Origin of the sequence: Pseudomonas sp. PDM24 (genome assembly GCF_019218905.1) — a bacterium.
Classification (GTDB): Bacteria; Pseudomonadota; Gammaproteobacteria; order Pseudomonadales; family Pseudomonadaceae; genus Aquipseudomonas.
Window position 1 is genome coordinate 133,713 of the sequence record NZ_JAHUWR010000003.1, and the last position, 18,883, is coordinate 152,595.

Genomic DNA, 18,883 nt, shown 5'->3' on the forward strand with positions numbered 1-18,883 from the left:
TTTGGTAAACCCCCCCAGCCCACACTTCAGCCCACACCCTGGATGGAGTATGGCTTTTCGACCAGCGGCTAATTTTTCGAATGGTCTCTTGCCTGCACCTAGGGGCCTCAAGAACGGGTATAGAGGCAGCTTCCGCAGGAAGCGCCGGAACGAAAACAGAGGTTGTGATCTCTCCTCGACAACTACCCTGACACCGGGGGCCAAGATCAAAAACAAAATGCCCCGACTTGTCGGGGCATTTGTTTTTCTGAAATCGGAAAAATAAAGGGCCTCTCAGCCCATCAGCGCTATCAACTTTTGTGCTCCCAGCACCTTGATCGCTCTTTTCAAATTGTAGGCCTGCACCGCCAGTGGCATTTCAGCTCTGGCGCCTTTCAGCTGTCGCAGCAAGAACCGGCCATTGCCAAACAGCCATTGCTTGAGATTGCCGAAGGGGTGTTCGACGATGGATCGCCGACGGGTCATCATCTCGGGATGGGCCCGCATTCGTTGCTCCATTCGCTCAAAGGCGGCCTCTTGAGCGTGGCGCGTGAGGTAGCGGCGGCTCGCTTTGGTGCAGCGGCTTTTTGACGGACAAACGCTGCAATCGGCGATAGTCGCCTGATGCGATTTTGACCCAAGCCGCCGGAAATCATTAACCCATTCGAAAATTCAGCAATCGATGACCTTGCGTGAGAAGAGTATCGCGTACGTCCTATCCGGCAGCTCTACCTTGAGTAGCGGCACCTTTCCCATCGGCGAAAGCGCCAGGAACCAATCTGGCTTGGCGGTGAGGTCGACGTCGAGCCTCTCAAAGGGCACGGCCGCGACTTGCTCTCCGGCGGTGTGGGAAACGACGTATTCCGCTATGCCAGCGTGACAGACAGTTTTCGCACCGCTGACAGCAATGACAGTGACCGCATACTCGATTTCAATCCTGCCGAGGATCGCATCGACCTCAGTGCCCTGGGTTTCACCGGGATCGGGAACGGATACGACGGCACCTTGTTGATTGGAAATAACGCAGACGATACCCGCACCTATCTGAAAAGCTTCGAGGCCAATGCCGACGGCCAACGCTTCGAGCTGATGCTCGATGGAAACTTTGCCGGACAACTCGACGCCAGCAACCTGACGTTCAGCACGGCGAGCGTCGCCCGCTCCAGCGTCGATAGTGCTGCGCTGCCCGAGGATCTTTCCGCGCCTGAACATGTGGAGCTGACGCAGGCACCGTAGCCCCCCATATTTATAACGTGGCCTGATCTGGTTGCGCGGCGCTGTGTGCTTACCGTATCTGGTACAGCACAGCAGCCTCTGGCTTGGGATCGAAAGCCGGCACGGTACGCTGCTCAAGTGGCATACCCCTGGCATCCCAAACCATGATGGGCAACGGGATACAGGTCCTGCAGATAACCTGATCGATCACAAATATCTACATATTCCGCCGTCACAACAATGGCAGCTTTTGACCAACCGCTGAATGAGGAGCCTAAACAGGAGCACCCCATACCAGCGCTTCCGCGACGAGGTCGCCAGCGAGTATCTGCAGCAAATGATCAACTCGACTAATGCCACGATTAAATTTTTTCAAAGCGGACTTAAAGGTTGGCGTGGCGCAACCGCTCGATGAGCTTGCGCGCCCGATTGGCGCCTACATCAACATGAATATCGATCATCGGGCCCGTACCAAAGGGATACATATTCCGGTGCTGGGCCTCGATCACCACCTTGTCTTCGTCAAAAGTCAGGATGGTCTGCTCAATGACCTTGGCCTTGATAGCCTCGTGATCGCTTTGCGGATTAGTGGCCAGGTCCAGAAGTAGTGGCTGGTAGTATCGGTTTCCGGGGTGACACCATGAAAGCCGCTATAAAAACCGCACATTCCCCGTCCCCAAGGAACTCAAGCCATGCCCATGGAAGAGCACACGCTGAACGGAATGAGCGACGAGCTTAAACTCATGTTCAGTCGGTTTTGGCACGAACAATTCGTCGAGAAACTAGCGTGGCGACTGCCCGCTCATCCACACCAGGCCACTTGTGAATGCGATCAATACGACACCGAGCGTGCCCGCTACCAGGCCAGGACCGCTTCTATTTGTGCAAGCCGTCACACATGGAATACACACCGGCACCATTAACGTTCGTGTGCCGCACCTGTGGAACGTTTCAAGACTATGAAATTCTCGCGCTAGACAAGGACCTCGACAACCTAGTTCCCGAGCACTGCCCCAACCCGAAAGAGTAAGGACAATGCGACAGGGAGCAGCTGGACGTCAGCTTCGTGCACTGGCAACCTTTCATTGCGTCGTGGCTACCACGCCGCTCCGGGCGAGATGATGCTGGCCGTTGTCTGCAGCAGGCGCTTGCCTGTAAGACCGTCGAAGCAATCTCAGGTAGCAAGACCGCGACAGTACTCTCTCTTCAAACTGAGCATTTCCGGGAGGCGCCGCCCCTGCCCTTCGACCTAAGTACTCTGCAAGAAGTTAGCTCAGGCAAACTGGGACTCGGAGCTCAGGAAACCCTGAACATCGGTCAATCCCTGCATGAAACCCACAAAGCCACTAGCTATCCGCAGCGATTGTCGCTATCTGCCACAGTACTTGGCCGCCGTTGCGACCTGAACCGCCGAAGCCCAGGTAATTTGCTTCCAGCACTACCACGTTGGAGATACCCCGCTCGGCCAGCTCCAGCGCCGTGTTGATACCGGAAAAACCACCCCCGATGATCACGACCTCAGCCTCGATATCGCCTTCGAGGTCCCGATAGTGCAGGTCGTATTTACGGGTTTTGGTTGGCATACATGCACCTCTTCAGCATGTTATGCCCGAACACAAAATTTCTGACAGTCCCGCGTGTGCTGCTGAACGATCAAAGACAATGCCTGCCACGGTCAGGAAAACGGCCGCAGTCAGCAACAACGCCAGCGGAGCGATCAGCAAAAATATACATAAGCGGAACACGTAAGCGGGGAAATAACGAAAACGCCGACGATAGCTTTTACCTGGAAGGAAATAGTCCTCACACGCACATCCTTACCGCCGTGCATAACCCGAGCAAATATCCATTCAATTGGGACCTGCGCCTGGCAATTGAGCCCTAACCAGATGCTGAAGTACCGTTCCTCCCCAACCTTCCTCGCCCAATGCAACCGAGTTGGGAGATGTGGGTGCATAGATAGCGCAAAACCCGGATTCAGTACCAGCGCCACACGCAGGTTTCTCCAGGGAGTGCGCCACAAGCCTCAGGCAAACGAGTTCATATGTCCACTAATGGGGTAACCCATCACCCTGTGCTGAATGACGAAGGTCCCAGTTGCTTATTTGACTACCCGCATCGGTACCTTTCTAAGTGCGTTGATGAAAACCCCGACCGAACGCTCCGGCTCACCGTCCAACTCCAGTCGCAGACTTCTCCTGTTCATTTCCTCTAGGAGAATCTGGCCTTCGAGCCTTGCCAAATGCGCGCCCATGCACAGGTGTGGGCCGCCGCCACCAAAGCTGGCGTGACCAACACGAGGCCGCCCCGCATTGAATGAATGAGGGTCTTTGAATACGGCCGGGTCTCGATTGGCAGCGGTAAACCACATCAGCACAAAGTCCCCCTTCGATATGTGCTGACCATTGAGCTCCAAGTCGACTTTTGCAGTACGCCCCATGTGCATGACTGGGCAGGTGTAACGCAACAGCTCTTCTACCACCGGCCCCATCTGTCCCGCTGGGGTCGTTTCAACTTGTTGGCGAACCAGCGGGTCCCGCGCCATCAGCACCAGAGATTGCGCAATTAGGGTATGGGTAGTCTCGTATCCGGCGATGATCAACGAGCTGATCATTTCCTTGTATTCGTCATCGGTGATTCCCATACCGCCTCGGGAAGCATGTGCCAACTCGGTGGCCATATCCGTGCCGGGCTCTTTCAGCTTGCGCTCGCGCAGCTCGAATGCATACGCCTCACACTCCTTTACCGCATTGATCGAGCGCTCGATACCAACCAACGGGTCCAACCGCCCAAAAATGTCGTTCGCCCACTTTATAATCAACGGGCGCTCATGGTCTGGCACCCCCATGACTTTGGCGATGACTTGGCCCGGCAGCTCTGACGCGATGGCAGGAATGATGTCGAGGCGGTCTTGCTGAAGCACCTTGTCGACGATCTCCACGCAGAGCTCGCGAATCCATCCATCAAACCTGGCCACTACCGGCGCCGAGAACGCCTTGGCTGCAAACATGCGCAGCCGTGTGTGTGTGGGCGGGTCGTTGAACATGATGTTGTCGCACTTGTGTTTCGCATGCTCACGCAGATTCGGGTAGTGCATCCCCTCAGCAGAAGTGAAGCGCTCCAAGTCGGTACCCACGGCACGAATATCGGCAAACCGCGTCAACGACCATGCCGTCCCGCCCATAGGGCTTGGTTGCCCATAAATAGGCCGTTCGTTTCTCAGTAGATCAAAGAGCTTATGCGGTGGGCCATCTGCAAAAGTGGCCGGGTTGAGAAGGTCCACATCCAGGGTGAAGCCGGTTTCGTCTGTCATTGTTGTTCTCGCGATTTTGCAGGCGGGTCAATTTGCCAAATAAAATATAATACCTTTCAAATTTAAATGTAATACCTTTGAGATCGATCGCCCCCGAAAGGGATCGACTACACCGGTCGCAACCCGCATAATCCGCATCCCATCCACCACCCCAGCAAGCGGTGTTGAAAGAGATTGCCTATGGCGAGCAGCCCCCTCCTCGGCTACCTGGAACACACGGGTCGAACCCACAACGAGCAATCGAGCAAGATGAAACTGGCCGAACGCATAGCCAGGATCATCGAGGACCGCATTGTCATCGAGGCCTGGCCCGTGGGGTTCTCGTTGGGCAGGGAGGCGGAGCTGGCCGCTGCTGCGGATGTAAGCCGTTGGAGCTTTCGGGAAGCCATCGTGCTACTCGAACAGATCGGCATGGTCGAATCGCGACGAGGCCGCAACGGAGGGCTGTTTGTCGCCTCCACGCTGTTCGATGCGGTCCGCAATGGACTGAGCAATTACCTGGAGTTTCTCGGCCCGACGCCAGCCGAGATCCGCGTAGCTCGAAAAGCCCTTGAAAGCGTGATGATCAGACAGGCTGCAGCTCGGATAACTGACACCAGTCGCGCACACCTGCAGACCCTCACCCAAGCTATTGGCGATGACTTCAACCCAGGTGTCATTGCCGCCGCCGCAGAAGTACGCAAGGCTCTATTGGAGCTGGCAGACAACACCGCGCTAAGTCTTTTCGTGCACGCAATCGGCCAGGCCCTCATACACGCTTCATGGTATTCGGCTCTGGATGATGAAACCTTCCAAAGCCTTATGGGTGCGATGTCTCGGTCTATCAAAAAGACCGCACAGGCATTGATCGATGGCGAGCTGGAGCAGGCGCTGAGCTGGGACGACGAGTTTCTCGAACACTTCGAAGAGGTGTTCCGCCACTCGGCAGTAATGAGTGGCTTATCCAGCCGTGAAGGCGCGGTAGAGCGCGCGGATCAGCTCTTTCCTGCAGGGCGCCCACAAAAGAAAGCAGAGCAGATTGCCCGCAGGCTTCGCCAACAGATACTCGAATCAGGTTGGCCTATTGGCATGCATCTGGGATCGGAAGCGGATCTGATGGAACGCTTTGAAGTTGGCCGCGCAGTTGTTCGTGAAGCCATTCGCTCCCTTGAGCGTTTAGGCGTAGTGGAAATGGGCAGAGGCGGTGCCAGCGGTCTACGCGTCGTTCGCCCAGACCCGGTGCAGATGACGCTCGCCAGCAGTCGCTATCTGCGACGTACAGGGCTGGAACCTGCGGAAGCTGCCTGCGTGCGCAACGCGCTTGAAGGCTTGCTGTCCGCCGCTGAGCCAGGCTCACGGCATCATCACGGTAATCCGCTTGCCGAGACCTTCATAAAGATTCTGGCGGACCTGTAAGCCATCTAGCTCCGCCTTCCCCTCTGCTCGCCTCCTCCCCCTCCTCAACCGTCTTCCCAGTGAAATATTCGCTTACATGGTGAAGCCGCCGTCCTGGCTGCGCCTATCCACCTGACGCATAAAGTTATTTCGGCATTTGTACCGGCCACCTTCCCTATTCCTTCTCGCATGACCAAGCCCGATTCGTTGCGGCCGGCTTGTTTCTTTGGACACTTCGTAAATATACTACTCATCAAACAAAAACGAAGTGGAGTAGATATGAGCAGCCTCAATAACACCACCGCCGTGATCACAGGTGCTGCGAGCGGGATCGGGCGATCCCTCACCATCGCCCTCGCAGAAAGCGGCGCCTCTGTCGCCATTGCCGATGTCGACCTTATCCAGGCCACCCAGTTGGCCGAGCAGCTAGGCCCCAGGGTTCGCGCCTATCAATGCGACGTAACGGAACGATCCCAACTCGAAACGCTGGCCCAGCGAGTCATCGACGATTTCGGGCAGATCAACTACGTGTTCGCCAATGCCGGCGTCGCCATTCCCGGGCCGATTCTTGGCACGGCACCGGCCGAGTTCGATTGGCTCCTGGACGTAAACATCAAAGGGACGTTCTCGACCATCCAAGTGTTCGTACCACTACTGCTTCGGTCTGCCGAAGCAGGTCATATCGCCCGTTTCGTCATCACGGGTTCAGAGAACTCCCTGGGCATTCCCAAGACCGGCCCGAGCAGCATCTACACCCTCACCAAGCAGGCAAGCCTGGCGCTCGCAGAAACACTGCGTCGCGATCTGGCTGATACCGGGGTCAAGGTCTCCATTTTTTGTCCGGGCCTGGTCGACACCAAGCTCTACGACGCTCGACGTACTCGCCAGCAACGATATGGCGGTGAGTCCGCCATGCCCCAGGAGTACGCGGCACGCGCCAGCGCAGCGATGGCGCAGGGACAAGATCCCGCCCTGACCGCAGCGCTCTGCCTGGCAGGGATAGCAAACGACGAATTCCTGATTATCACCGACCCCAAAATTCGTGAGTTCTCGGGCAAAAGAAATACGGAGATCAACAACGCACTCGACATCGTCGATACACGACTAGCCAACTGGGTGAGAACAAAATGAACTACGTTCGATTGGGCAATTCTGGACTGAAGGTTTCGAAACTCTGCCTTGGCTGCATGAGCTATGGCAAAGGCACCTACCACGGCGGCTGGACACTGGACGACGAACAGAGCGCTCCGTTCTTCAAGCGCGCCTTCGAGCATGGCATCAACTTTTTCGACACTGCCAATGCCTATTCCGAAGGTGCCAGCGAATTGCTGCTCGGCAAGATGGTGAAGGAGTATTCCCGCCGCGAAGAAGTGGTCATCGCGACCAAGTTTTTTGGAACGATGGGGCCTGGTCAGAACGAGCGGGGTGCCTCTCGCAAGCATATTGTGTCGGCGGTGGATGCCAGTTTGAAAAGACTGGGGACCGACTACATCGATCTTTACCAGCTGCATCGGTGGGACTACGAGACGCCCTTCGAGGAGACCGCCGAAGCCCTTAACGATCTGGTAAGGGCCGGCAAGGTGCTCTATCTGGGCGCCTCTTCCATGCACACCTGGCAATTCGCCAAAGCCCTGGGCATCCAGAAACAGAACGGCTTCTCCCGATTCGTTTCCATGCAGCCCCAGTACAACCTCGTTTATCGCGAAGAAGAACGGGAGATGCTGCCGTTCTGCCAAGACCAGGGCATTGGCGTGATCCCATGGTCGCCACTTGCCCGCGGCTTCCTGGCCGGTAATCGCAACAAGGAAGGCAGTGGAGCGACTGATCGCGCCCAAAACGATACCTTTGCTCGTGGACTCTATTTCAGAGAAGACGACTTCGAAGTTCAGCAACGTCTCGCGGAAGTCGCCAACGCCAAGGGCGTCGAGCCAATGAAAATTGCCCTTGCCTGGGTTGCCTCGCGGTCAGCAGTGACCTCTCCCATCATCGGCGCCACCAAGCTCGAACAACTGGACCAGGCCGTAGAGGCGCTCCAGGTGACCCTCACCGCAGACGAAGTCGCGAAGTTGGAGGAACCCTACAAACCCCATCCCGTGTTGGGTCATCACTGACAAGCCAACACCGACTGGCGGCGCTCGTGCGCCTTGAAAACAACACTCAGACGTTTTGAACCACTGAGGTAGCCATGAAAATAGATGCGCAACAGTTTCTGGCGGCCGCACAGGCCGATCAGGAGTTGCTATACAAGCTGCGCGATCTCACCGCACTTATACGAGTGAAATTGGGTGACTTCGCGTTTGAAATCGAAGTCAGGAATGGCGCTCTGTCGCTAGTCCACGCCAACACGAGTGCGGCAGATATCACCGTGTCCGGACCGGACACTTTCTGGAGCCAGGCACTGGTTGCAGACCCACAAGTAGGTTACGAATCGCTGTCAGTCGGGCAATTGTATGGCGCAACGGTAGAAGGCGATTTCGAGAGATTCCTCGCTCCCTATCAAGGTGCACTGCAACGCTTGTTTATTGTGCTACGCCGGTCAGTTGCTGGTGATAGCCCCGCCCCCCACGCCGAGCCGGAACCCTACTGGCAAACCGACAATGCTGTCGGCCGTTATGTCTTTGTTCAAAACGGTAGCCAGAAAGCACGCGTTTACTACGAAGAAGCCGGACACGGGCCGGTAATCCTTGTGCTGCAACACACCGCCGGCGCCGACAGCCGCCAGTATCGGCACATGCTGGCGAACCCCGATCTACAACAACGGTTTCGCATGATTGCCTGGGACCTTCCCTCCCATGGCAAATCGCTCCCCCCCATCGGCTCACGTTGGTGGGAAGAGGCGTACCGACCCAGCAAGACCGAGTTACTTGACTGGAGCACAGCGATTGTCAAAGCACTCCAGCTCGACAAGCCAATCTATCTTGGCTGCTCCGTCGGTGGGCAGTTGGCGCTGGACCTGGCGGCTCATCATGCCGAGCACTACCGAGCATTTGTTGCGGTAAACGGCTGGTATGAGATTCGCTCTCGGGGCCAATACAACAACGACATCCATCGCAAGCCCACGACATCGACTGACTTCTTCGCCTCCCGAATCCTGGCAGCCACCGCACCCGACGCACCTCAGGCCGCAGCGCAAGAAGTTTACTGGGTGTATCGCTCGAACTTCCCTGGCGTCTACGCCGGCGATAACGATTACTTCATGAATCAGCATGACTTGCGCGAGGACGGCCACCTGATCGACACCCAAAAAACGCCGGTGGTCGTGGTGACCGGCGAATTCGATGGTAGTCAGTTGTACCCCGAAAACGGTGGCGCCGCGGTAGCAAAAAACATCCCCGGGGTCGAGCACATCGTGCTTCCTGGCCTTGGTCACTTTGCCCCTTCGGATGACCCGATACGGTTCTGCGACGCCATCCTCCCCATCCTAGACCGTCTGGTTCAGCAAAGTGAGCAAACGCAATGATTAAGTTAGTACTCCTGATAAAACGCAAAGCCTCGTTGAGCTTCGAAGAATTTCGTCAGCACTACGAAACCACGCACGCCCCCCTTGCCGTGGCGACCCTCCCTCATCTGCGTAAGTACTGCAGAAACTACCTCGAAGCCTTTCCAGGTCAGGATGCACCGCTTTTCGATTGCGTAACCGAATTCTGGTTCGACGATGCCGAGGGTCTTGCTGCCACCATGAAGCTCACCCGCTCGCCAGAAGGCCAAGTGCTTGCCAAAGACGAGGAACGCTTCATGGACAGGGCATCAATGCGCACCTATATCGCCCATGAAACAGCCACAGCATTCAAAGGAGCCTGATAATGTCCGATAAGCTCGTTATCGATTTCGACCATCACAACCCAGCATACCGTCACAACTGGGCCGAAGAGGCCGAGCAACGTGCCACACGCTGCCCCGTAGCCTGGTCCGAGGCCCACGGTGGATACTGGATTCTGAGCAAGCACGAATATGTCGCACAGGCCGCTGGCGATCCGGATTCATTCTCATCCTCGCATAACAACCCAGAGAAGCCCTGGGCCAAAGGCATTCTGATTCCGGAACTGCCCTATACCCTGGCGTTATCGGAAAGCGATCCGCCCGTCCACCATGCTCGCCGCCTGATCGAGGCGCCCTACTTCGCTCCGGTTGCCGTGCGGCAGCAGGCAGATGTGGTGAAGGGGCACGTAGAAGAAGCACTGGATCGGGTAATTCATTTGGGAAAACTGGACTTTGCCCGCGACTTCGCCATGCGCGTCGCCGCCAAGACCACCATGGCGCTGGTGGGCATCGACCCCGAGCGTTGGGAAGAGTTCATGCTGGCCGCACACAAAGCCTCGTTGCTGCCGACAGACCATCCGGATTACCCCATCAAGGAAATTCTCAACGTTCAAACGAAAATGCGCGAAGTGCTCAGGGAGCGAAAAGAAGACCCACGCAAGGACATCATCAGTGCACTGGCCACCAAAAAGGCCATGGGTGAACCTCTGACCGAAGATGTACAGGTTGGCATGCTGTCAGCCGCCATCTTTGGCGGTTTTGGCACGGTGATGGCGGCCACCCTCAGTGTTTTGCTGTGGCTTGAAAATCATCGTGAGCTCTACCCGCAACTGCTCGCCAATGACGACCTTCTGGATCGTCTGGTGGAAGAAACGCTGCGCCTGAATCCGCCGAATCATGGTACGGCTCGTACCGTCGCCCGCGACTTCGAACTCCATGGGCAGCAGCTGAAACAGGGTGACCGGGTACTGCTCTCGTGGGCGGCAGCCAATCGCGACCCATCGGTTTTCAAGTGCCCGGCCGAGTTTCGACTGGACCGTGCCAACGGCAAGGATCACTTCTCATTTGGTGGTGGCGAGCATCGCTGCCTGGGAGCCCCCCTGGCTCGCGTAGAAATTCGCCAGATGGTGCGCGCCGTCATCAACAGAATTCCGGATTACAAGATTGATCACAGCCAGATCACGCTCTATCCATCTTTCGCCAACACGGCCGGGATTTCGAGCATGCCCGCTACCTTCACTCCACCGGCAGAGAGCTGAGCGACATGAGCATTTTTGGTTCGCCACCGAGCACCAGCCTCGCCGCCAGCATTTCGCATATCCGGGCCTCGCGCGATCGTGGCGTACGCTGGCTTCTCGATCACATCAGCACCAGCGGAGAACCGGTTGGCGCACGCGAACGCAACGGCTGGGCACGTGTTCCCTGGGCGCTCGCCGTTTCCGGTGAAAGCGACGCGGCGGCTCGGGTGGTCGCCTGGGCCGAGCGCACACAATTGGCAGCAGATGGGGGCTTTGCCCCCGGCCCGGCTCTGGGTAGCGGACGGTTTCTCGCTTACCCACTGGCTCATTTCGCGATCGGCGCCTGGCTGACTGAACACTTCGACACTGCCTCCGCCGCGATGATCGCACTACGCAAACTGCAAGATCCCGCCACTGGTGGATTGCCTATCGCACCGCCCCAAAACAGAAGCGCAGACCTTCACGACCTGCTATCTACCGCTCAGGTAGGCCAGGCAGCCGTGATCACTGGACAGCAGGATATCGCCGATGGCGTATACCGATGGATTCGAGAACTCCTGGAGCTCCAGCCGGCAAATGCCGGCAGTCGCTTCTATACCTTTCGCCAAGGTAAGGGCCTGCTCGAGACGCCGGAAAAAAGCCTGGAGTGGCTGTCGATCACGGACTTCAGCCTGCCTCGTCAAACCTATTACACCCCAGGCATGGCGGCGGTCTTCCTATCCGCATACGGTCAGCGTTACCGTCTTGAGCAGCCGCTGGATCTGGCTTCCAGTCTGTTGGCGAGGAATCTGTCGGGAAGCGCGGCGCAAGTCGACGACTTGGCGTCGGTGCAATTTTGCAAGTTCGGCTGGGGGGCTGCCGCACTTGCAACAATCGATACGACGCGCGACTGGACGCCACACCTCTTACAGATGGTCGACTGGTTCATTGCGCGTCAAGCGGTGAACGGCTCCTGGAGCCCGTCGGTATTTCTCCAACCCCAGCCCAGCGATATTGATCGCCTAATCAAGACGGCCGAACACGTGATGGAGGTCAACTCGATTCTGGGTGCATTGGGTGCCATCAGCGCCCGCCAGACTACTGATGGATCACTTTAGCCAACGCTGGAAAGCGCGTGGCCCGTCCTACGCGCCCGTTCGCTTTTCGGCTCCATGGGTCACCCACAAACCCAATAACCAAGTAGCAACAAGCGCAGGGGTGTTTTGCCCTTCAACTTCGACGGTGGCGTGATAACGGAGTACATGGAAACCCGGCAATCGCTCGGTCACTTCCACAAAAGTGAAATGACCTCTTACGCGACTGTCGACCGGAACCGTACCCGTGAAACGGATGCGATCGTAGCCGTAGTTGACACCCATCTTTTTTTCCTCGATAGCGGGCAGCGCCGCTCGCATCATCGAAGGTAGCAGCGATAGCGCCAGCAAACCGTGGGCGATGGTACCGCCAAATCGCGTCTGTGCAGCGCGTTCAGGATCGGTATGAATAAACGCATCATCGCCGGTCACATCGGCAAACCCATCCAGCATCATCTGGTCAATGGTGATCCAGTCCGATATGCCGGTGAGTTCGCCCTGAAGCAGTTGCAGCTCTGCAAAGCTGATAGTTTGGCGCTCAGACGCCGAAGGGGCCGTGTCAGTCATAATGTTCTCTCATGGGGTCATTTACCTCACCGCCAGCTCACGCAAACTGTTACGTTGCACCGCCTCTGCGGGGGCACAACAACCGCATTGCGAGGTGCTTGGCCGGAGAAGATGAAGAGCAGGCGTATCGATGCTGCGCCCTCCGCCGAGCGAAATCAGGATCATCAAAAGCCAGGCCACCAGGAACTGCAAGAGCATCAGCCAGCGGTTATCGCGACCATGGCAAATCGCCAAACCGCTAACACGTCGCAATGCAATGGGTGGCAGCGATGGCGTAGTGGTCATGTGCGAGAGCGTGCCGACGGACATATCGGCACTGCTAACTTCTCGGCGTCCTGGCACTGGCATAGGAACGAACCTGCTTCAGCTCGCATCCGCTTCGCGCGCCCACCGCGGCAACGGCATGCCCTTTTCGTAATGCCATAGCAGGCGTACGGCATCGCGGCGTGTCGGGTCGAGCATCGCTCGCGCCAGCTCGGCCAGGCCATTGCCGGGTCGCTGACCACGGTTGGCCCAGCTACGCAGCCGTCGACTATAAAGCTGTACGTCGTACTCCATAGCGAAACCATTGCCACCAAACGTCTGGTGTACTGTGGTGGCGACAAAACGCGCCGCATCCACCGCTTTGGCTCGCACCATGATGGCGAACTCCGCCGACGGCGCACCATCGCCACCAACCTCGGCACCCGCCGTAAATGCCGCTTTGCGTACCAACAGCTCGGCTGCATCGAGCATGACCGCCGCATTGGCCAAACGATTGGCAACTCCCTGGTAGCTACCGATGATCTTGCCGAACTGCTCGCGCTCGCGAGCGTAGGCCAGACCATACTGCAGCAGGGCCTGACCAGCCCCCGTCATGCGCGCGGCCTCGATCAACGCCGCATAGCGACCGATTCGATCCGCGAGCCCGGCGTCACCCAGTTTTACAGCGGATGCCTGACCAGACAGGTGCTCAACCAGACTGTCTCCAGCCGTGGTGCGCCTGGCTTCGCCCTGCAGTTCTTCGATATACACACCATCCTGGCGTTTAACCGCCACGCGACCGATGGAGGCTGGAACTGGTCCATCAAAAGCTACCGATACACCACAGGTGCCGGTCAGTGCCAGTACCGGTATGGTTTCTATATAATCGGTCGGTGCCAAGGCTCGCCCCAATTCGTAGGCGATTCGCGCGAACAGCTCTGGCTCAGCCTGAAGATCATCCAGCCCGAATGCACTCAGCTCATCAGCCAGCGTCGGCGATAGCCCGGAGGGCAGCGCCTCCGCTTCTCGAATCTGTACAGAGCTGCACTGCTTGGCAAGAACCTTGCGCAAGGTGTCGCCAATTTCCTCGACTTCGTCGCTCCAACGTTCATCCAACATGCTCAATTACTCCTTGGCAGATCCAGTTGGCGATTGGCAATGATGTTGCGCTGTACCTCGCTGGTCCCACCGATAATAGTCAGCACGGTGGCCACGCGCAGTTGTTGTTCAAAGTCAGCTGCCAGCACGTCGTCCCCTTCCGGATAGAGCGTGACATGACCGAGCAATTCGGTAGCCCACTCGATGAAGCGCTGGGCCAGTTCAGAGCCGTGGACTTTACTCATGGGGCCGGTACCCGAGGTGTCCTCGCCACGTGCGGCCGACAGCCCCACGCGCAGATACAACAGGCGGTCCGCTTCCAGATCCATGATGAATCGACCCAGGGTGGTCAGATCATTTTCACTCAGGTGGTCTGCTTGCTCCGATAGGCGATGAATCAATCGAGCGCAAAGCAGGCGAGTTTCGGTACCACCAAAACTCATGGCTCGCTCTTCATCCAGATTGCCAGTGATCACGCGCCAACCCTGATGCTCATCACCGACCAGATTGGCGGCAGGTACACGAACGTCATCGTAGAAAACAGCGTTGACCCGCCAACCACCCAACACCCAGACCGGCTGGATAGTCACTCCTGGTGATTTGAGGTCGACCAGCAGTAACGACAAGCCGCGATGACGTACCTGTTCAGGGTCTGTGCGCACCAACAGACTGCACCAAGTCGACACATGCGCGGACGAGGTCCAGAGTTTCGCACCGTTCACCACATAGTGATCGCCATCGCGCACCGCACGGGTCTTCAAGGACAACAGATCACTGCCGGCGCCAGGCTCCGAAAGCCCTTGGCAGTATGTCCAGCTGCCATCGACAACATGCGGCAAATGCTCGGCGATCTGCTCGGGCGAACCACTGCGCAGCAACATGCCGCCGCCGCGCTGGTTGGTCGTCAGGCCATAACCGGGGAAGCCCTGGCACTCCAACTCCTCCGCCATCAACAACTGCTGATCGACCCGCGCCTCCTGGCCATAAGGTTTTGGCCAGGTCAGCCCAATCAGCCCCCGCGCAGCCAATTGGCGCTGGAATGTCATCGAATAGCGCTCGATGTGCAGGCCTTCAATCTCTCCCCGCAGCGCCTTCATCTCAGGCCAGCCGTAGCTATCGGCCAGTTCCCGCATGCGATCGCGGTAGAGGTTATCCTCTTCGCCAGGGTAGAAATTCATGGCATCTCCGACAAATAGTTAAATAAGCTAACCTAGTTAGTATAGAAGGAGGAACAATCGTCTGCCTAGCCCATTCGTTCGCAGATTTTTCACCGGCGATCATCGGGTGCTCCACCGCTCTAAAGTGCAAGTTGACAAACTTAGGTATATAAGTTGACTATTAAGCACGCAAGCCCCATGGATAACCAAACCTTCTGGGCATTTCCATAGAGAAACCCGAGATCCACTCCTTAACCAGGATTCGGGAACCAACAAGAAACTGAGGAGTAGCCAACAATGGCCCGAATTACCTTCATCGAACACAACGGCAAGCGCATCGAGGTCGAGGCGCAGAGTGGCGACTCTCTGATGAAGGTCGCCTTGGCCAATGGCGTAGAAGGCCTTACCGCCGAGTGCGGCGGCTGCCTGAGCTGCGCCACGTGCCATGCCTATGTGGATGATGATTGGGTTGACCGCATACCTTCGCCAACCGACGAGGAGTTGGTGATGGTCGAATGTGCAGTGGATGCCCGGCCCAACAGTCGGCTGACGTGCCAGGTCGTGGTTTCCGACGATATGGACGGCCTGGTGGTACACCTCCCCGCCTCCCAATACTGATCAGCCAGGAGTAGATGATGTCCCAATCACTCGCAGGCCTGCGTGTACTGGAAATGGGGCGGATAGTATCCGCTCCCTGGAGCGGTCAAACCCTAGGCGACCTGGGTGCAGACGTGATCAAGATCGAGCGTCCCGGGGTCGGCGACGACATGCGCAGCTATGGCCCGTCATATGCCGTGGATGCGGACGGACGCGAGACTCCTGAGTCCGGGCACTACCTGTGCTCGAACCGCAACAAGCGCTCCGTCACCGTGGATATCACCACAGCGCAGGGCCAGGAAATCATTCGCAAACTGGCTGCCGAATCGGATGTGCTGATCGAAAACTACAAGGTCGGCGACCTGGCGCGTTACGGGCTCGACTATGACAGCCTGGCAAAGATCAATCCGCAGCTTGTCTATTGCTCCATTACCGGTTTCGGCCAAAGCGGTCCTTACGCCAAACGCCCCGGATACGATGCTGCGTTCCAGGGCATGAGCGGTATGATGGCCGTTACCGGCGAACCGGACGGTGGCCCTCAGCGGGTTGGCGTTTTCATCATCGATGAGATGACCGGGCTGTATGCCACCGTTGCCATCCTCGCTGCACTGCGTCACCGCGATGCAGGGGGTGGTGGCCAATACATTGACCTGGCACTGCTCGACGTCGGCGTGGCGGCCATGGCACCGCGGACCATCGAATGGACGTTGCAAGGCAAGATTCCCGAGCGCCTGGGCACCAAATCGCCGGGCTCATGCCCAGCGCAGGTATTCAAGTGCGCGGATGGCTACCTCAATATTCAGGCGGGTGCCGAAGTGCACTATCGCAAGCTGTGCGATGCCCTGGGCCTGGAAGAACTGAAGGAAGACCCGCGCTTTGCGGTACGTAAGGACCGGGTTCTTCATCAAGACCTGCTGGTTTCGTTGCTGGAAGAGAAAATCAAACAGCGCGGTACTCGCGAGCTCTTCGACGACCTTGTCGCCAGAGGCGTGGTAGTAGCCCCCATCTACCAAGCCAATGAAGTGGTCGAAGACCCCCAGGTGCGCCACCGTGAACTGTTCTTTGAGGTCCCCCACCCCACCGTTGGCAAGGTGCCCTTGGTGAAAAGCCCGATGAGGCTCTCGAAGACCCCTGTCGATACGTTTAGCGCGCCCCCAACCATTGGCCAGCACACCCACCAGGTGCTTACCCAGGTACTGGGCTACAGCGACGAGCAGGTTCAGAGCCTGGCAGATAGCGGCGCAATCTGACGCCACGCCCGGCAGCCCTTCGAGGCTGCCATTTTCCTTTGCATTGGCACGCAGACATCCGCCCCGTGCCACAGCTGACACCAACTCGCCCTAACCGAGGTATCCAGATGACTTCAGTAGCCCAAGAGAAACCGCTCTACAGGACGTACCCGGAACTGACCGATCCGCCAGCACACGTCCCCCCGCACCTGGTCTATGACGTGGACATTTTCAACCTGCCAGGAGCCAAAGAAGGTCCACACGCGGCCTGGAAGCAGGTGCAGCAGGACAAACCACCGATTTTCTGGACGCCGCGTCATGGCGGCTACTGGATGGTGACGCGCGGCGAAGACATTCTCAAAGTGCAGAACGACGCGGTTGGTTTTTCCATGCGGGCAGCCCTAGTGCCAAACAACCCGCGTCCCTTCCCGGCGCCACCGATGGAAAAAGACCCACCCGAGCACGCCAAGTGGCGCATTCTGATCTCGCCGGCCTTTTCACCGAAGGTGATTCAGGCCGCCGAGGATATGGTGCGTAAGTTCGCTATCGACCTGATCGAAGGCTTCAAGGACAAAGGCGAATGCGAGTTCGTGTCGGAGTTCACCTCGGTACTGCCAATCGTGGTGTTTCTAACCATGATGGATCTGCCATTGGAAGATCGCGAACGCCTGCTGCCACCGGCCAACGAAATCGCCCGCTCGCCGGATCCGACCAAAATCCACCATGCGCGAATGGCCTTGAAGAGCTACATCGAGGACGCCGTTTCCGAGCGCGAAAAGAACCCTCGCGATGACCTCATCACCAAAATCCTCAACGCCAAGGTAGACGGTGAGCAGATTCCCCATGACGTAGCCGTCGGCATGCTTACCCTGCTGCTGTCCGGCGGACTGGACACCGTGAAGAACCTGATGGGGTTCTGCTGCCTCTCATTGGCCCAGGATCCAGCGTTGCAACGCCGCTTGCGAGAGGATCCGGCCGTAATTCCACACGCAGCTGAAGAGCTGATTCGTCGTCACGGCGTATCAATGACAGCGCGCCTGGTAACCCAGGATATGGATTTCCTCGGCGTGCAACTCAAGGCTGGCGACCAGATTCAGCAATTCAGCTATCTCTACGGCCTGGACGATGCGACCGTCCCCAATCCGATGAAGATCGACTTTGATCGTCCGGCGCCCATTCCCCATGCGACCTTCGGCAATGGTCCGCACCGCTGCCCGGGTTCGATTCTCGCCAAGAAGGAAATGCTGGTCTGGTTGGAAGAATGGTTCAAGCGCATGCCCGAGTTTCAGGTCAAGCCGGGCACCGTACCGCAGCAAGACTCCAGCATGGTTCTGGTGGTTTCGGAACTGTGGCTTTCTTGGGCAGCCCAACAGAAACAATAAGACATCGGCAATCCTGCTATGTGTGAAAAAACCGAGATTTCTTATCGGAATCTCGGTTCTTTTTTATGGCGACTGCAGCGCATGAGTGGGCGATAAAAGCAGCTAATGAGCGGAACGTGGTTGCTTGGTGCGCAAAGCTATCTTGCGACCCGTTTGGCCAGGACACTTCACCTTGGCAAACACCTGCATCAGGGTATGCAGACGCTCCCTGACATCCTCTGGAAAAGGCGCAGAGCGGCGCGTCGCCAAGTCAACGCTCACCGTCAAGTATTCAATCGTGGCCACCAACGGGCCATCGGGGCCTCTGCGCATCTCGTGGTAGTGATGAAAGCAGCGCTCATCGAAGCCGATCAACCAGCTGTAGAGGGTGATCGGGTCCCCTAGAAGCAGTTCGCGCTCATGGGTGATATGCGCCTCCCGCTGGAAGCAGGTAAGACCACGAGCACGATAGGCCGGACCAAACCCTAGGGGACGGAAGAGCTTCGGCAGTCCTTGTTGAAAAACCAGGATGTAGTTGGCCGCCCCCATATGGCCGTTGGCATCGATAAAGATTTCTCCGACCTCGGATTGCAATGCCTCAATGGGCGCCACCGTCGGCAACGGCGGCAACACCCGGCGCTTGTCATTCACATCTTCAGCCATTTGTTCACCTCGCTTGC

The 18,883-nt window shown here is 57.5% G+C and carries 17 protein-coding genes and 4 pseudogenes; 12 read left to right on the forward strand and 9 right to left on the reverse strand.

Annotated elements, in window-relative coordinates; translation table 11 throughout:
* Nucleotides 1-273: 273 nt before the first annotated feature.
* Nucleotides 274-588: pseudogene (locus KW837_RS12280) on the reverse strand (transposase); the annotation flags it as partial.
* A gap of 222 nt (nucleotides 589-810) precedes the next feature.
* Here KW837_RS12280 and KW837_RS12285 point away from each other — a divergent pair.
* Complete coding sequence (locus KW837_RS12285; RefSeq protein ID WP_218396000.1) at nucleotides 811-1,215, forward strand: M10 family metallopeptidase C-terminal domain-containing protein; 405 nt, start codon at nucleotides 811-813, stop codon at nucleotides 1,213-1,215.
* 362 nt (nucleotides 1,216-1,577) lie between these two features.
* On the opposite strand, the pseudogene KW837_RS28750 reads toward KW837_RS12285, so the two are convergent.
* A pseudogene (locus tag KW837_RS28750) lies at nucleotides 1,578-1,855 on the reverse strand (aromatic ring-hydroxylating dioxygenase subunit alpha); the annotation flags it as partial.
* A 378-nt stretch (nucleotides 1,856-2,233) separates the two neighbouring features.
* On the opposite strand from KW837_RS28750, the pseudogene KW837_RS12295 reads away from it, so the two are divergent.
* Nucleotides 2,234-2,576: pseudogene (locus tag KW837_RS12295) on the forward strand (DNA topoisomerase); the annotation flags it as partial.
* On the opposite strand, the pseudogene KW837_RS12300 reads toward KW837_RS12295, so the two are convergent.
* Nucleotides 2,574-2,777 (reverse strand): annotated as a pseudogene (locus KW837_RS12300) (FAD-dependent oxidoreductase); the annotation flags it as partial. The pseudogenes KW837_RS12295 and KW837_RS12300 overlap by 3 nt on opposite strands.
* Before the next feature lie 518 nt (nucleotides 2,778-3,295).
* Complete coding sequence (locus KW837_RS12305) at nucleotides 3,296-4,507, reverse strand: cytochrome P450 (protein ID WP_218396006.1); 1,212 nt, start codon at nucleotides 4,505-4,507, stop codon at nucleotides 3,296-3,298.
* 180 nt (nucleotides 4,508-4,687) lie between these two features.
* Between KW837_RS12305 and KW837_RS12310 the strand changes: the two genes are divergently transcribed.
* From KW837_RS12310 to KW837_RS12340, 7 genes are all read left to right on the forward strand, one after another.
* The gene (locus KW837_RS12310) at nucleotides 4,688-5,902 is read left to right on the forward strand and encodes a FadR/GntR family transcriptional regulator (RefSeq protein WP_218396009.1); all 1,215 of its coding nucleotides are present in this window, start codon (nucleotides 4,688-4,690) and stop codon (nucleotides 5,900-5,902) included.
* Nucleotides 5,903-6,160: 258 nt separating this feature from the next.
* Entirely contained in the window at nucleotides 6,161-7,012 is an 852-nt protein-coding gene (locus KW837_RS12315; protein ID WP_218396011.1) for an SDR family oxidoreductase, read from the forward strand.
* Nucleotides 7,009-7,992, forward strand: a complete 984-nt coding sequence (locus KW837_RS12320) for an aldo/keto reductase (protein ID WP_192343179.1) — start codon at nucleotides 7,009-7,011, stop codon at nucleotides 7,990-7,992. The genes KW837_RS12315 and KW837_RS12320 overlap by 4 nt, the downstream gene beginning before the upstream one ends.
* A 74-nt stretch (nucleotides 7,993-8,066) precedes the next feature.
* Nucleotides 8,067-9,341: an alpha/beta fold hydrolase gene (locus KW837_RS12325; RefSeq protein WP_218396013.1), complete on the forward strand. Its 1,275-nt coding sequence runs from the start codon at nucleotides 8,067-8,069 to the stop codon at nucleotides 9,339-9,341.
* Complete coding sequence (locus tag KW837_RS12330) at nucleotides 9,338-9,682, forward strand: EthD domain-containing protein (protein WP_218396016.1); 345 nt, start codon at nucleotides 9,338-9,340, stop codon at nucleotides 9,680-9,682. Before KW837_RS12325 ends, KW837_RS12330 begins: the two co-directional genes overlap by 4 nt.
* A gap of 2 nt (nucleotides 9,683-9,684) precedes the next feature.
* Nucleotides 9,685-10,899 carry a cytochrome P450 gene (locus KW837_RS12335; protein ID WP_218396019.1) on the forward strand — a complete coding sequence of 405 codons (1,215 nt, stop codon included), beginning with the start codon at nucleotides 9,685-9,687 and terminating at the stop codon, nucleotides 10,897-10,899.
* A gap of 5 nt (nucleotides 10,900-10,904) precedes the next feature.
* Nucleotides 10,905-11,975 carry a hypothetical protein gene (locus KW837_RS12340; RefSeq protein WP_218396021.1) on the forward strand — a complete coding sequence of 357 codons (1,071 nt, stop codon included), beginning with the start codon at nucleotides 10,905-10,907 and terminating at the stop codon, nucleotides 11,973-11,975.
* A 27-nt stretch (nucleotides 11,976-12,002) separates the two neighbouring features.
* Here the strand turns inward: KW837_RS12340 and KW837_RS12345 are convergent, their stop codons facing one another.
* From KW837_RS12345 to KW837_RS12360, 4 genes are read right to left on the reverse strand one after another with little or no spacing between them, the layout of a single operon-like run.
* Nucleotides 12,003-12,518 (reverse strand): MaoC family dehydratase, encoded by a 516-nt coding sequence (locus KW837_RS12345; RefSeq protein WP_218396023.1) that lies wholly within the window; start codon nucleotides 12,516-12,518, stop codon nucleotides 12,003-12,005.
* 21 nt (nucleotides 12,519-12,539) lie between these two features.
* Nucleotides 12,540-12,827 (reverse strand): hypothetical protein, encoded by a 288-nt coding sequence (locus KW837_RS12350; RefSeq protein ID WP_218396025.1) that lies wholly within the window; start codon nucleotides 12,825-12,827, stop codon nucleotides 12,540-12,542.
* Between the two features lie 54 nt (nucleotides 12,828-12,881).
* Entirely contained in the window at nucleotides 12,882-13,880 is a 999-nt protein-coding gene (locus KW837_RS12355; protein WP_218396027.1) for an acyl-CoA dehydrogenase family protein, read from the reverse strand.
* 2 nt (nucleotides 13,881-13,882) lie between these two features.
* Nucleotides 13,883-15,037, reverse strand: coding sequence for an acyl-CoA dehydrogenase family protein (locus KW837_RS12360; protein ID WP_218396029.1), 1,155 nt, complete (start codon nucleotides 15,035-15,037; stop codon nucleotides 13,883-13,885).
* Between the two features lie 276 nt (nucleotides 15,038-15,313).
* On the opposite strand from KW837_RS12360, the gene KW837_RS12365 reads away from it, so the two are divergent.
* From KW837_RS12365 to KW837_RS12375, 3 genes are all read left to right on the forward strand, one after another.
* Complete coding sequence (locus tag KW837_RS12365) at nucleotides 15,314-15,634, forward strand: 2Fe-2S iron-sulfur cluster-binding protein (RefSeq protein ID WP_192343170.1); 321 nt, start codon at nucleotides 15,314-15,316, stop codon at nucleotides 15,632-15,634.
* A 17-nt stretch (nucleotides 15,635-15,651) separates the two neighbouring features.
* Nucleotides 15,652-16,863, forward strand: a complete 1,212-nt coding sequence (locus tag KW837_RS12370; protein ID WP_218396031.1) for a CaiB/BaiF CoA-transferase family protein — start codon at nucleotides 15,652-15,654, stop codon at nucleotides 16,861-16,863.
* A gap of 107 nt (nucleotides 16,864-16,970) precedes the next feature.
* On the forward strand, nucleotides 16,971-18,224 hold the full coding sequence (locus KW837_RS12375; protein ID WP_218396033.1) for a cytochrome P450: 1,254 nt from the start codon (nucleotides 16,971-16,973) through the stop codon (nucleotides 18,222-18,224).
* A gap of 102 nt (nucleotides 18,225-18,326) precedes the next feature.
* Here KW837_RS12375 and KW837_RS12380 read toward each other — a convergent pair whose 3' ends face one another.
* Nucleotides 18,327-18,866 carry a thioesterase family protein gene (locus tag KW837_RS12380; protein ID WP_218396035.1) on the reverse strand — a complete coding sequence of 180 codons (540 nt, stop codon included), beginning with the start codon at nucleotides 18,864-18,866 and terminating at the stop codon, nucleotides 18,327-18,329.
* Between the last annotated feature and the right edge of the window lie 17 nt (nucleotides 18,867-18,883).

Coding starts and splice junctions, on each gene's coding strand:
- KW837_RS12325 (WP_218396013.1), top strand. CDS start 8,067: ATGAAAATAGATGCGCAACAGTTTCTGGCGGCCGCACAGGCCGATCAG.
- KW837_RS12375 (WP_218396033.1), top strand. CDS start 16,971: ATGACTTCAGTAGCCCAAGAGAAACCGCTCTACAGGACGTACCCGGAA.
- KW837_RS12370 (WP_218396031.1), top strand. CDS start 15,652: ATGTCCCAATCACTCGCAGGCCTGCGTGTACTGGAAATGGGGCGGATA.
- KW837_RS12315 (WP_218396011.1), top strand. CDS start 6,161: ATGAGCAGCCTCAATAACACCACCGCCGTGATCACAGGTGCTGCGAGC.
- KW837_RS12320 (WP_192343179.1), top strand. CDS start 7,009: ATGAACTACGTTCGATTGGGCAATTCTGGACTGAAGGTTTCGAAACTC.
- KW837_RS12350 (WP_218396025.1), bottom strand. CDS start 12,827: ATGTCCGTCGGCACGCTCTCGCACATGACCACTACGCCATCGCTGCCA.
- KW837_RS12380 (WP_218396035.1), bottom strand. CDS start 18,866: ATGGCTGAAGATGTGAATGACAAGCGCCGGGTGTTGCCGCCGTTGCCG.
- KW837_RS12365 (WP_192343170.1), top strand. CDS start 15,314: ATGGCCCGAATTACCTTCATCGAACACAACGGCAAGCGCATCGAGGTC.
- KW837_RS12340 (WP_218396021.1), top strand. CDS start 10,905: ATGAGCATTTTTGGTTCGCCACCGAGCACCAGCCTCGCCGCCAGCATT.
- KW837_RS12305 (WP_218396006.1), bottom strand. CDS start 4,507: ATGACAGACGAAACCGGCTTCACCCTGGATGTGGACCTTCTCAACCCG.
- KW837_RS12330 (WP_218396016.1), top strand. CDS start 9,338: ATGATTAAGTTAGTACTCCTGATAAAACGCAAAGCCTCGTTGAGCTTC.
- KW837_RS12355 (WP_218396027.1), bottom strand. CDS start 13,880: ATGTTGGATGAACGTTGGAGCGACGAAGTCGAGGAAATTGGCGACACC.
- KW837_RS12360 (WP_218396029.1), bottom strand. CDS start 15,037: ATGAATTTCTACCCTGGCGAAGAGGATAACCTCTACCGCGATCGCATG.
- KW837_RS12335 (WP_218396019.1), top strand. CDS start 9,685: ATGTCCGATAAGCTCGTTATCGATTTCGACCATCACAACCCAGCATAC.
- KW837_RS12310 (WP_218396009.1), top strand. CDS start 4,688: ATGGCGAGCAGCCCCCTCCTCGGCTACCTGGAACACACGGGTCGAACC.
- KW837_RS12345 (WP_218396023.1), bottom strand. CDS start 12,518: ATGACTGACACGGCCCCTTCGGCGTCTGAGCGCCAAACTATCAGCTTT.